This window comes from Sulfurivermis sp. (assembly GCF_059410345.1).
On the sequence record NZ_JBLJDO010000005.1, the window covers coordinates 125,001 to 136,414 of the forward strand.

The window sequence follows — 11,414 nt, forward strand, 5'->3', positions numbered from 1 at the left end:
CGATGAGGAACATCACCTCGTGGCCCAGCTCCTGGAACTGGCGCAGCTTGTTGATGAGGACGGTATGGCCGAGGTGCAGGTCCGGCGCGGTAGGGTCGAAGCCGGCCTTGATACGCAACGGACGCCCTTCCTTCAGCTTGGCCTTTAGATCGTCCTCTGGCAGGATTTCGTGGACACCGCGTTTGAGCAGTTCAAACGCTTCCTCAACCTTGGTCATTCCCCTCTCCCAAACACGTTCCTATATAACCAGCGCCCGGCCGCCACACAGCGGCTCACCAGCCACAAGGCGGGGCCGAAACGGGCGAGTAGCGGAGTTTACACGAGTAGATGACTGGCGCAGCGCGCGGCACGCATGGTTATTGGCAGCGGTGACGCATTCCGGCAGCGTATTCTAGGGTACCATACGCGGCGCGCCGTACTTGGCGGCGGAGACACACCAACATTGACCCGCAGCCCCAGGCGGAGTAAGTTTAGCCAAAAGGTTTTTCGAGATATTTCCGTGGATTACAACACTATCTTAAACCGGGACTGTAAATCACTGGGAGAGACGCCGCGGGGCAATCCGTTGCGCCGCCGCACCATCCACGCCCTGATCCTGGGTGGGGCCGCAGTATTTGGCCTGCTGGCACTGCTGCAACCGGCGCACGACGCCGCAGCCATACGCCATGAAGCCAGCCCACAGCCATTGTCTCTCCCCCTCCCCGCCACACCCTCCGCAACTATCGCCTTAGAAGAATCCCCACCGGCGGCAGAGCTGGTCTGGCAGGATATTACGGTGCGATCCGGCGACACCCTGTCGGCCATTTTCGACCGCCTCAAAATCAGCCCGCGCGAACTCCATGCCTTGATGGCCACGGATCGTGCCATGACAGCCACCCTGCGTCAGCTCCTGCCAGGCCAGGTGTTGCGCTTTCAGATTGACGAGGAAGAGGGACGACTGAACGCACTGCATTACCGCATCGATCCGCTGACCACCCTGGCGGTGGAGCGCGGCGACGACGGTTTCAGCGCCCGCCACATCACCCGCCAGGTGGAAAACCGTCTGGCCTACACCAGCGCCACCATCGAGACCTCGCTATTTGCTGCCGGCCAGCGCGCCGGTCTGTCCGATGGACTGATCATGGAGCTGGCCACCATCTTCGGCTGGGATATCGATTTCGCCCTGGACATCCGCAATGGTGACCATTTCACCGTGCTGTACGAGCAGGCCTTCCTGGAGGGTGAGCACATGCGCGACGGCAACATCCTGGCGGCGGAATTCATCAACCAGGGCCAGACCTACCGCGCCATCCGTTTCGAAGACCAGCAGGGCAACAGCAGCTATTACACCCCGGAAGGTCTGTCCATGCGCAAGGCCTTCCTGCGCTCGCCGGTGGACTTCAACCGCATCAGTTCCGGCTTCCAGCCCGAGCGTTTCCACCCGGTGCTGGGCGTCAAGCGGCCGCACCGCGGCGTGGACTACGCCGCCCCCGTCGGCACCCCGATCAAGGCCTCGGGCGACGGCCGCATCGAATTTATCGGCACCAAGGGGGGCTACGGCAAAACCGTGATCCTGCAACACGGCGGCGCCTACAAGACCCTGTACGCCCACATGTCTCGCTACCGTCCCGGCCTCGCGGCGGGCACGCGGGTCAAACAAGGCCAGATCATCGGCTATGTCGGTCAGACCGGCGTCGCCACTGGCCCGCACCTGCACTACGAATTCCTGGTCAACGGCGTACACCGCAACCCGCTGACGGTCAAGCTGCCCACCGCCGCCCCCATCCCCGCGCAACACAAGGACGAATTCCAGCAACAGGCGCAAATGCGGCTGGCCCAACTGGAAGCGGTGAAGCAGACCACCCTGGCCATGAACAACCGCTGACATCTTGGCGGACACCCTTTACATCGGCCTCATGTCAGGCACCAGCCTGGATGGTGTCGATGCCTTACTGGTGGATTTCGCTGCGGCCTCGCCCGTGATCCGGGCCAGCCACCACCAGCCCTACCCCACCGCGTTGCGCAGCGCACTGCTCGAACTCAGCCACGCCAGTCGTCCCGAGTTGCATGGGCTGGCCCAGCTGGACGTGATGCTGGGCGAGTTGTACGCGGCGGCGGTGCAGACCTTGTTGACCAAGACCGGGGCCGATGCCGGCACCATCGCCGCCATCGGCAGCCATGGCCAGACCATACGCCATCACCCCCACGGCCCCCATCCCTATACCTGGCAGCTGGGCGATCCCAACATCATCGCCGAGCGCACTGGCATCACCACCGTGGCCGATTTCCGCCGCCGCGACATCGCCGCCGGCGGGCAGGGCGCCCCATTGGTACCGGCGTTTCACGCCGCCCTGTTTCGTCACACCGAGCGCACCCGGGTCATTCTCAACCTGGGTGGCATCGCCAACATCACGGTGCTGCCGCAGGACACCAACCAGGCGGTGACCGGTTTCGATACCGGGCCAGCCAACGTGCTGCTGGACGGCTGGACGGCGCGGCACTGCGGTATCGCCTATGATGCCGGCGGCCGCTGGGCCGGCGGCGGCACGGTGCTTCCCGACTTACTGGAACAGTTGCTGGGCGACAGCTATTTCACCCAGGCGCCGCCCAAAAGCACCGGACGCGAACGCTTCAATCTGGAGTGGTTGGAGGCACAACTGAAGGGCATGGAAGACCCGCAGGACGTGCAGGCGACTTTGCTGGAGTTGACAGCGCGCAGTGTGGCACAGGCTATCGCCAGCCATGCGGCGTCTGCAAAGGAAGTGCTGGTGTGCGGCGGCGGCGCCGGCAACGACGTCCTGATGCGGCGTCTGGCCTTCCACCTGGCACCGCGCGCCGTGCACAGCACGGCGGTCTACGGCGTGGAACCCCAGGCGGTGGAAGCGATGGCCTTTGCCTGGCTGGCACGGCAGACCCTGCACGGCGCGCCGGGCAACCTGCCGGCGGTAACCGGCGCCCGCCACCCGGTGGTGCTGGGCGGTATCTACCGCGGTCGGCTCAGCGCCGATCGATGAGGACGTAGTCGCGCAGCGGCTCGCCGCTGTAGACCTGGGTGGGACGGAAGATGCGGTTGTCGGCCAGTTGCTCACGCCAGTGGGCCAGCCAGCCGGCGGAGCGGGCCACCGCGAAGATCGAGGTGAACTGGTCCGACGGAATGCCCATCTCCGCGTACAGGATGCCGGAGTAGAAATCGACATTGGGATATACCCCCTTGGCGCCCAGCCGTTCGGCCGCCGCCTCTTCCAGCGCCAGGGCGGTTTCGAACTCGGCGCTGACGCCACGTTCCCGCGCCAGTTTCTCCACCAGTTTCTGCAGGATATTGGCGCGCGGATCCTTCACCTTGTATTCGCGGTGACCAAAGCCCCACACCTTCTCCTTGGCCGCCAGCTTCTGCTCCAGCCAGGGTTTCACCTTATCCGGTGAACCGATCTGCTTGAGCATGTTCACCACCTTCTGGTTGGCACCGCCGTGCAGCGGGCCGGACAAGGTACCTATGGCGGCGGCCACGACGCCATAGGGGCTGGCCAGGGTGGAACCAGCCACCAGGGCGGCGAAGGTGGAGGCATTGATGGTGTGTTCGGCGTGGAGCACCAGGCAGGTATCCATGATGTCGGCCAGCAGCGGGTCCGGATCGTCACCGCTGAACATATAGAGCAGGTTTTCGGCGAAATTGAGGTCACAGCGCGGGGCGATGGGGTCGTAGCCGTTGCGGATGTGTTCCCACATGGTCACCAGCACCGGCATACGGGCAATGATCTTCACCGTCATGTTGTGGATGTAGTTGAGGTCATCACACAACTGGGCATCGGTAAGGCACTCGTTGCCAGGATAGAACATACCCAGGCTGGCCACGGCGGTCTGCAACAGCTCCATCGGATGGCCGGTGGTGGGCAGGTGCTTCATCATCTCGCGGATGTTGTACTTCACCCGGCGATTGCGGCGCAGATGGTCGTCGAACTCGGTCAGCTCGGCGGGCTTGGGTAGGCGCCCGTCCAGCAGCAGCAGGGTGGTTTCCTCGAAGGAGCTGTGCTCGGCCAGTTGCTCGATGGGGTAGCCACGATAGGCCAGAATCCCCTTCTCACCGTCGATGAAGGAGATATTGGAACGGGTGGCAGGAACGCCCTCAAGTCCCGGCAGATATTCGCTCATCCTGTCCTCCGAGCACGAAATCAAAGGGGCACAAGGATACCACAACAAAAAGCCCCGGCACCGCCAAGCGGCCCGGGGCTGGTGTACTGCGCTATCTTGCGGTCAGGTCGAGAAGGAAGAGCCGCAGCCGCAGGTGGTGGTGGCATTCGGATTGCGAATCACGAACTGCGCGCCTTCCAACCCCTCGGTGTAATCGATCTCGGCGCCCACCAGATACTGGAAGCTCATCGGATCGATGAGCAGGGTGACGCCGTTCTTGACTACGGTGGTGTCGCCTTCGTTGACGGCCTCATCAAAGGTGAAGCCGTACTGGAAACCGGAGCAACCACCGCCGGTCACGAATACGCGCAACTTGAGGTTGCTGTTGCCTTCCTCATCGATCAGCGACTTCACCTTGCCGGCGGCACTGTCAGTGAAAATCAGCGGGCTGTCTACATCACTCATGGTCTATCTCCACTACAAATCGGGTGGGCTCATCTGAACCCATTATCAGTATCCTTAGTTATTTAGTCAAGAATCAGCCTTGGCAGGTTCCCGCGGAAGTAATTGCTGGGGGGAGGTGTCGACAACCCCTTCGCCGCGATGCACCAGATTGCCGTTCACCTCGGCGCCACGCGCCATTTCGATGATCTTGTAGTAGACGTTGCCCTTGACCCGGGCCTGGGGCGCCAGCTCGATATGATTGGCGGCATAAACGTCACCCACCACACAGCCGTTCAGCACCACGTTGGGCACCCGCACATCACCCTCGATGAGGCCACGCTCGGACACACTCAGCACCGAACCACTGTCCTGGTCGGCGATGACGTTGCCCTTGAGGGTGCCATCCACGTGCAGGCCGCCGCTGAACACCACATCACCGCGGATCTCCGTGTTCTGCCCGATCAGGGTATCGATCTTGGCGCTCTTGGTGGTCGTCGACTTCGATTTTCCAAACATATTCCGTCATGCCTCCTCTACCGGCCATTCGACGATCTTTTCGACCTTGTCCGCGCTGCCGCTGGCAGGGTCGACCTTCACCACCACCCGTAGTGGAATGAATCCGTTGGGCAGCGTCAGATCGCCTTCAAAGTTTTGAAAATACTTGAAATTGAAGTTAAAAAACTTGGTGGCCTCGGCGCTGACCTCATGCAGCAGCAGGGTCTTGTTCTGCCCGTCCTGCAGCCCTTCCACCTCGAAGGTGGCACGGCCTCGGGCCAACCTATCACTTTTCAGCACCTGGGTTAACACCAACTTGTAGCGAAAACCGTTTTCCACGCCATTGGCGGCGATCTCGAAGGTCTCCACCCGCAGGCCCTGCTGAGAGTCCTTGGGCGACACGATGCCACGGTAAAACGCCAACTCGCTCTTATATTCGGAAATCTCGGCCTGCAGACCGCCCACCGTCCCTTCCAGCGCCTTGTAGGCCTGGCGGTCGATCTGGATGCTGCGCTCCAAAATCGCCTTCTCCTCGCGCAGGGCAACGATCTCCTGTTGCAGTTCGGCATTCTGCCGGTTCAGCACCCCCTGCTCCTGTTGCGCGGTCAGCGCATCAAAACCGGCGCGGTAGCGACCGTATTCGAACAGCCCCCAACCGGACAGCAGTGCAACCAGCACCAAACCGCCGATCACCAATCGCAGGCGCCAGGGGCGGTGTGGTGTTACGACCAGGCGGCTCATGGCAAGACGGCGATCTGGTCAATGCCGGCGGTCTCCGCGCAACCGAACATGATGTTCATATTCTGCACCGCCTGACCGGAGGCTCCCTTCACCAGATTATCGATCACCGACAGCACCACCACGGTGTCACCGCCCTGCGGGCGGTGCACGGCGATGCGGCACAGATTGCTGCCACGCACGGTGCGGGTCTCGGGGAAGGAGCCGGCCGGCATTACGTCCACAAAGGGTTCACCGGCGTAGCGCTGCTCGAACAGCGCCTGCAGGTCGGTGTCCGGCTTCTCCAGCCGGGCATAGAGAGTGGCATGGATGCCGCGCACCATGGGCAGGAGATGCGGCACGAAGGTCAGCCCCACCGGCTGGGCGGCGACATGATTGAGGTTCTGGCTGATCTCTGGCAGGTGGCGGTGGCCCTTCACGCCATAGGCCTTGAAGCTGCCCTCTACCTCGGAATAGAGGATGCCCACCTCGGCCTTGCGCCCGGCGCCGCTGACGCCGGATTTGGCGTCGGCCACCAGGCCGGCAGGCGACACCACACCGTTCTGCAGCAGGGGCAGGAAACCCAGGGTTACGGCGGTGACATAGCAACCGGGATTGGCCAGCAGGCGCGCCCCCTTGATGGCGGCACGGTTCATCTCGGGCAGGCCGTACACCGCCTGCGCCACCAGGTCCGGGCAGGCGTGGGGCATGCCGTACCACTTCTCCCACAGGGCGATATCCGGAATGCGGAAGTCGGCGGCCAGGTCGATGAGGCGCACCCCGGCATCGAGCAGCTCACGCGCCATGTGCATGGCGGTGCCGTTGGGGGTGGCGAAGAACACCACGTCGCACTGTTTCAGCGCCGTCATGTCCGGGGCGGTGAAGCGCAGGTCGACGCGGCCGCGCAGGTTGGGGAACATGTCGGCCACGGGCGTGCCGTCGTCGGAACGGGAGGTGATGACCTTCAGCTCCACCTCGGGATGGCTGGCCAGCAGCCGCAACAACTCGACCCCGGTATAGCCTGTGCCGCCAACGATGCCCGCCTTGATCATGACTGGTCCTGTGCGTAAAGGAAGAAAGGTGGGCATGATAAGCCCGGGAGCCCCAAAGAAAAAGTGTCGCCGCGCACCAAACGGCGAACTGGCGGCGCCGTTGTGGCCCTGTGCTATAGTCGCCGCGCGGCGGCGCGGGGAACAGAGTGCGCCGCAGAGAGTCGAACCGACGTACATCCCCTACCTACAGCCGATTCCGTCATGAAGAGCAAAGACCTCGCCATCGCCGCCTTCGCCGTGGCCCTCGTGGCCCTGCTGGGCTATCTGTGGTTCAGCCCCGCCGGCCTCAAGCCCGCCCCTGCCGTGACCGTCGCCACCCTGGACGGCGGCCAGGTGAACATCGAGCAATACCGCGGCAAGCCGCTGCTGGTCACCTTCTGGGCCACCACCTGCCCCGGCTGCGTCAAGGAGATCCCGCACTTCGCCGATCTGTACCGGGAGTTCGGTCCCCAGGGCTTCAACATCGTCGCCATCGCCATGGCCTACGACCCGCCGGAGCAGGTGCGCTTCATGGCTCAGCAGCGCGCCATACCTTATACCGTGGCGCGAGATAGCGACGGCGCGGCAGCCCGCGCCTTCGGCGACGTGAAGCTTACCCCCACCACCTTCCTCATCGACCCGCGCGGCCGTATCGTGCAGCAGAAACTGGGCGAGGTGGATATCGCCGACCTGCGCAAGAAGATTGTGGAGATGCTCTGAGCATGCTGTGGGTGAAGGCCTTCCACATCATCGCCGTGGTGACCTGGTTCGCCGCCCTGTTCTACCTGCCGCGGCTGTTCGTCTACCACGCCATGGCCAGCGACCCGGAGGGCATCGAACGCTTCAAGGTGATGGAGCGCAAGCTCTACCGCGGCATCATGACCCCCAGCGCGGTGGTGGTGCTGTTGCTCGGCAGCTGGCTGCTGTGGGACTACGCCTGGCTTGCCTACAAACACATGGGCTGGCTGCACGCCAAGCTGACGCTGGTGGCCATTCTCTACGGCTATCACTGGTACTGCGGCCGCCTGCTCAAGGACTTCGCCACCGACCGCAACACCCACAGCCATGTGTTCTACCGCTGGTTCAACGAATTCCCCGTCCTGATCCTCATCGCCGTGGTGCTCCTGGCGGTGGTCAAGCCGTTCTAAAACCCCTGCGCAAAAAAACCAGGCCCGGTAGTACCGGGCCTGGCTTTTGTTTTTCAACGATTACAGTGGATCAATCAAACGGCTTCGGCACCGGGGTCTTGTCGGTGGACGGCGGCAGGATCGGCAACAAGAACTGGGGCTGATCGCCGGTCAGGGTCTTGAGGAAGGCCACGATCTGCGCGTTCTCCTTCGCCGTGAATTTCTTGCCCAGCTGCAGACGGCCCATGATGTCCACCGCCTCGGTAAGAGTTTGCGCCTCGCCGTCGTGGAAGTACGGGTAGGTCAGTTCCACGTTGCGCAGGGTCGGCACCTTGAACGAGAAACGATCCGCGTCCTTGCCAGTGACCTCGACACGGCCCTGGGCCGGGCTGGTCGACTTGTACGGTGCCACCAGGCCCATTTTCTGGAACGAAGTGCCACCCACGGCCTCGCCGTAATGGCAGGCAACACAACCGCTGTCCTTGAACAGCCTGTAGCCGGCCAGCTCATCGGCGGTGAGGGCGTTCTTGTTGCCCAGCAGCCACTGGTCAAAGCGGGAGTTGGGAGTCACCAGGGTCTTCTCGAACTCGGCGATGGCGGTGGTCACCATGTCGATGTCGATCTTGTCCTTGCCGAACACCTGCTTGAACTCCACCACGTACTGCGGAATGGACTGCAGCACGTCGATGGCCAGGGTATGGGTGAAGGCCATCTCGCCCGGATTGGCGATGGGGCCGCCGGCCTGGGCCTTGAGGTCGGGTGCACGGCCATCCCAGAACTGGGCGACGTTGAGGCTGGAGTTCAACACCGTGGGTGCGTTGATCGGCCCCTGCTGCCAGTTATGGCCGATGGAGGTCTTCAGATTGTCGGTGCCGCCCATGCTCAGGTTGTGGCAGGAGTTGCAGGAGATAAAGCCGGACTTGGACAGGCGCGGATCGAAATACAGTTTCTTGCCCAGTTCCACCTGCGCCAAGTTGATTTCCTGCACCGGACGGATGGGGTCAATGGGTTCCTTGGCAACGGCCGTACCGCCGGCGGCCAGGAGGGCAGTGGAAACAGCGACAGCAAGCAGTCTTCTTTTCATGGTTATACCCCTTACGGTTATGAGGAGACATTAGACTTGTTACAAACGATGGACTCAGTCTATGCCTTAGATTGAGTGAAAAGAAAGCTGCAATCCGTTGATGTTATTGACCTAGATCAAGAGAGTGTGAAAAAGACTGCTTCTTGGTGTGAGCCGCAGGGATGCGGCCCCCACACAAATACCTCACCCACACGCTGGCCCAGGACCGACCCCGGCCCAGCGCTGGCTTCATTCCGATCTCTGTACCAGTACGCAGGCGGCCAGTACCTTTTCCAGCGCCAGTTCGGTGTGTTCCACCTGCACCACAGTGACCGGCTTCTGCGCCAGCACGCGTACCTGTTGCCCGGGGATCAGGCCGTAGGCGAGCAGACGCTCGCGCAGGTCGTGGGCCGTGTTGGGCACGAAGCCATCGATGCGCACATGGCAGCGGGCCGGCATGTCGGTGAGGGTCTTGAAGCTCTTCATGTCATCCTCCCCAGCCGGCGAAGGCAAGGGCGTGGTGCAGCAGGCCGCCGAGGAAGAAGGCCAGCGGCATGATCAGGGCCAGCATCAGGGCGGCGCGACGCAGACCGTGCTCCTTGACGATCATCAGCAGACTGGCGAAACAGGGCACGAACAGGGTCAGGGTGACGATGCCCACCACCATCTGTTGGGCGCTGAGCAAGGAACCCATGGCGAACAGTCCGGTGGCGCCGAAGTCGCGGCGCAGGAAGCCCATCAGGAAGGCCGCGGTGGCCTCCTTGGGCAGGCCGAGCCAGCCGGTGACCAGCGGCTCGGCGGCCTGCATCAGCCAAGGCAGCACACCAAGCCGGTCCAGCACGAACAGGGCGAAGGCGCCAATGAGGAACAGCGGGATCACCTCCATCAGGTACCACTTGAGGCGTGCCCAGGTCTTGATCAGCACGTTGCCCGGTACCGGCAGGCGCAACGGCGGCAGCTCGGTCATCAGCGGGATGCGCTTGCCCGGCATCATGCGGTTGGCGAGCCAGCCCACGGTGACCAGCACCAGCAACACCATGGTGAACCAGATCAGGGTGGCGGAGAAGGAAATACCGGCGAGGATGCCCATCACCACGCCGAGTTGGGCGGAACAGGGAATCGCCAGGGCCAGCAGGAAGGTGACGATGAGGCGCTCGCGCGGGGTCTGCAGGATGCGAGTGGTGAGCGTCGCCATGGTGACGCAGCCAAGGCCGAGGATCATCGGCAGCACGGCGCGGCCATTCAGGCCCAGCGCCTTGAAGCTGCGATTGGACAGCACGGTGAGGCGCGAGAAATAGCCCGAGTCCTCCAGCACGCCGAAGGCGATGAAAAAGGTGGTGACGATGGGCAGGATCAGGGCCAGGGCATAGGTCATGCCCATGGTCCACAGACCGTACTGGCCCACCAACAGGTCGTTCAGCCAGGGCCAGGGCACCCAGGACTCCACCAGCCCCTGGAACCAGGGGTTGATGACGCCGCCGAACAGGTCTTCCTCCAGCAGGCCCACCAGGGTGCCGGCGCCGAATTCGCCGACGAACCAGTAGATGCCGTACAGCACGGCGAGCAACATCGGCCAACCCCACAGTGGATGCACCGCCAGGTGACCAAGCCGCTGCGCCAGGCCGGTGCGGCCCTGCTCAGCCACACGGATCACACGGTTGGCGACGCGGTCGGCAAAGGCCATGCGCGTCTGCTGCAACACCGCCGCCAGCGGTTCGACGAAGGACTGCTGTACGGCGTCGCGGTGGACACGCAGCAGCTCCACCTGCTCGGCGCCGATACGTTCGGTGAGCCAGCTTTCCAGCTCGCCGTCGCCGGCCAGGAACAATAGACCCAGGGCGCGCGGCGCCAGGGTATCCATCGGCAGCAGGGGCGCCATCACATCCAAGGCCGCCTCGATCTCGGCCGGGTATTCCAGATGGAAGCGCGGCACCGGCGCCTTTTTTATCTCCTCCTGCAACTGCGTCACCCCCTTGCCGCGGGTGGCCACGGTGGGCACCACCGGCAGACCCAATTCGGTGGCTAGCGCGACAGGGTCGATGTGGGCGCCGCGCGCCTCCGCCTCATCCACCATGTTCACCGCCAGCACCATGGGCCGCCCCATCTCGGCGAACAGCGCCGTTAGCTGCAGGGAGCGGCGCAGGTTCTTGGCATCGCCCACCTGCACCAGCACCACGTCCTTTTCGTTCAGCAGGGCGCGGGTGGTGGCGTGCTCATCGCCGGTGCGCGAGGGCAGCGAGATGACCCCCGGGGTGTCCAGCACCGGCAGATCGCCCAGCGCCCGCGCGCTGCCGCGCGACACCTCCACGGTGGTGCCAGGATAATTGGCGACGACCACATAGCGCCCGGTGAGGGCGTGAAACAGTACGGACTTGCCCACGTTGGGCTGGCCGACGAGCAGCAGACCGCCGGTGGCGGGGGTATTCATCC

Annotated in this window: 14 protein-coding genes (1 of these 14 only partly in view); 4 read left to right on the forward strand and 10 right to left on the reverse strand. The window is 63.4% G+C overall.

The genetic code is table 11. From position 1 onward, the window contains the following. Positions 1 to 217: the 5' end (the start) of a tyrosine--tRNA ligase gene (tyrS, locus tag ACMV8A_RS06210; protein WP_495324890.1), read on the reverse strand. Its footprint begins 980 nt before the window's first position; 217 of the gene's 1,197 nt are visible here — the first part of the coding sequence; the start codon lies at positions 215 to 217; its stop codon lies off the left edge, out of view. 318 nt (positions 218 to 535) lie between these two features. Beyond that, entirely contained in the window at positions 536 to 667 is a 132-nt protein-coding gene (locus ACMV8A_RS06215) for a hypothetical protein (protein WP_495324891.1), read from the reverse strand. A gap of 108 nt (positions 668 to 775) precedes the next feature. Between ACMV8A_RS06215 and ACMV8A_RS06220 the strand changes: the two genes are divergently transcribed. Then, positions 776 to 1,864, forward strand: a complete 1,089-nt coding sequence (locus ACMV8A_RS06220; protein ID WP_495324892.1) for a peptidoglycan DD-metalloendopeptidase family protein — start codon at positions 776 to 778, stop codon at positions 1,862 to 1,864. A gap of 4 nt (positions 1,865 to 1,868) precedes the next feature. Then, the gene (locus ACMV8A_RS06225) at positions 1,869 to 2,993 is read left to right on the forward strand and encodes an anhydro-N-acetylmuramic acid kinase (protein ID WP_495324893.1); all 1,125 of its coding nucleotides are present in this window, start codon (positions 1,869 to 1,871) and stop codon (positions 2,991 to 2,993) included. On the opposite strand, the gene ACMV8A_RS06230 is transcribed toward ACMV8A_RS06225, so the two are convergent. The 5 genes from ACMV8A_RS06230 to argC form a co-directional block, all read right to left on the reverse strand. Further along, positions 2,977 to 4,128, reverse strand: coding sequence for a citrate synthase (locus ACMV8A_RS06230; RefSeq protein WP_495324894.1), 1,152 nt, complete (start codon positions 4,126 to 4,128; stop codon positions 2,977 to 2,979). The genes ACMV8A_RS06225 and ACMV8A_RS06230 overlap by 17 nt on opposite strands. Before the next feature lie 102 nt (positions 4,129 to 4,230). Next, complete coding sequence (erpA, locus tag ACMV8A_RS06235) at positions 4,231 to 4,572, reverse strand: iron-sulfur cluster insertion protein ErpA (RefSeq protein WP_495324895.1); 342 nt, start codon at positions 4,570 to 4,572, stop codon at positions 4,231 to 4,233. 66 nt (positions 4,573 to 4,638) lie between these two features. Beyond that, positions 4,639 to 5,067, reverse strand: coding sequence for a bactofilin family protein (locus tag ACMV8A_RS06240; RefSeq protein ID WP_495324896.1), 429 nt, complete (start codon positions 5,065 to 5,067; stop codon positions 4,639 to 4,641). Between the two features lie 6 nt (positions 5,068 to 5,073). After that, entirely contained in the window at positions 5,074 to 5,787 is a 714-nt protein-coding gene (locus ACMV8A_RS06245) for a DUF6776 family protein (protein ID WP_495324897.1), read from the reverse strand. Beyond that, entirely contained in the window at positions 5,784 to 6,815 is a 1,032-nt protein-coding gene (gene argC / locus ACMV8A_RS06250; protein WP_495324898.1) for an N-acetyl-gamma-glutamyl-phosphate reductase, read from the reverse strand. The genes ACMV8A_RS06245 and argC overlap by 4 nt, the downstream gene beginning before the upstream one ends. Positions 6,816 to 7,016: 201 nt before the next feature. Here argC and ACMV8A_RS06255 point away from each other — a divergent pair, with 201 nt between their 5' ends. Both ACMV8A_RS06255 and hemJ read left to right on the forward strand, forming a co-directional pair. Continuing rightward, positions 7,017 to 7,514 (forward strand): peroxiredoxin family protein, encoded by a 498-nt coding sequence (locus ACMV8A_RS06255; protein WP_495324899.1) that lies wholly within the window; start codon positions 7,017 to 7,019, stop codon positions 7,512 to 7,514. Between the two features lie 2 nt (positions 7,515 to 7,516). Beyond that, on the forward strand, positions 7,517 to 7,942 hold the full coding sequence (gene hemJ, locus ACMV8A_RS06260; protein WP_495324900.1) for a protoporphyrinogen oxidase HemJ: 426 nt from the start codon (positions 7,517 to 7,519) through the stop codon (positions 7,940 to 7,942). A 70-nt stretch (positions 7,943 to 8,012) separates the two neighbouring features. Here hemJ and ACMV8A_RS06265 read toward each other — a convergent pair whose 3' ends face one another. The 3 genes from ACMV8A_RS06265 to feoB all read right to left on the reverse strand — a co-directional run bounded on the left by ACMV8A_RS06265 (position 8,013) and on the right by feoB (position 11,412). Next, on the reverse strand, positions 8,013 to 9,005 hold the full coding sequence (locus ACMV8A_RS06265) for a cytochrome-c peroxidase (protein ID WP_495324901.1): 993 nt from the start codon (positions 9,003 to 9,005) through the stop codon (positions 8,013 to 8,015). Between the two features lie 228 nt (positions 9,006 to 9,233). After that, entirely contained in the window at positions 9,234 to 9,470 is a 237-nt protein-coding gene (locus tag ACMV8A_RS06270) for a FeoA family protein (RefSeq protein ID WP_495324902.1), read from the reverse strand. A gap of 1 nt (position 9,471) precedes the next feature. Continuing rightward, positions 9,472 to 11,412: a ferrous iron transport protein B gene (feoB, locus tag ACMV8A_RS06275; protein WP_495324903.1), complete on the reverse strand. Its 1,941-nt coding sequence runs from the start codon at positions 11,410 to 11,412 to the stop codon at positions 9,472 to 9,474. Positions 11,413 to 11,414 lie beyond the last annotated feature (2 nt).

What these genes read in the sequence shown, in the direction of transcription:
- ACMV8A_RS06215 (WP_495324891.1), bottom strand. Translation starts at nt 667, where the DNA reads ATGGCGTATGGCTGCGGCGTCGTGCGCCGGTTGCAGCAGTGCCAGCAG.
- ACMV8A_RS06230 (WP_495324894.1), bottom strand. Translation starts at nt 4,128, where the DNA reads ATGAGCGAATATCTGCCGGGACTTGAGGGCGTTCCTGCCACCCGTTCC.
- erpA (WP_495324895.1), bottom strand. Translation starts at nt 4,572, where the DNA reads ATGAGTGATGTAGACAGCCCGCTGATTTTCACTGACAGTGCCGCCGGC.
- ACMV8A_RS06240 (WP_495324896.1), bottom strand. Translation starts at nt 5,067, where the DNA reads ATGTTTGGAAAATCGAAGTCGACGACCACCAAGAGCGCCAAGATCGAT.
- ACMV8A_RS06245 (WP_495324897.1), bottom strand. Translation starts at nt 5,787, where the DNA reads ATGAGCCGCCTGGTCGTAACACCACACCGCCCCTGGCGCCTGCGATTG.
- argC (WP_495324898.1), bottom strand. Translation starts at nt 6,815, where the DNA reads ATGATCAAGGCGGGCATCGTTGGCGGCACAGGCTATACCGGGGTCGAG.
- ACMV8A_RS06255 (WP_495324899.1), top strand. Translation starts at nt 7,017, where the DNA reads ATGAAGAGCAAAGACCTCGCCATCGCCGCCTTCGCCGTGGCCCTCGTG.
- hemJ (WP_495324900.1), top strand. Translation starts at nt 7,517, where the DNA reads ATGCTGTGGGTGAAGGCCTTCCACATCATCGCCGTGGTGACCTGGTTC.
- ACMV8A_RS06265 (WP_495324901.1), bottom strand. Translation starts at nt 9,005, where the DNA reads ATGAAAAGAAGACTGCTTGCTGTCGCTGTTTCCACTGCCCTCCTGGCC.
- ACMV8A_RS06270 (WP_495324902.1), bottom strand. Translation starts at nt 9,470, where the DNA reads ATGAAGAGCTTCAAGACCCTCACCGACATGCCGGCCCGCTGCCATGTG.
- feoB (WP_495324903.1), bottom strand. Translation starts at nt 11,412, where the DNA reads ATGAATACCCCCGCCACCGGCGGTCTGCTGCTCGTCGGCCAGCCCAAC.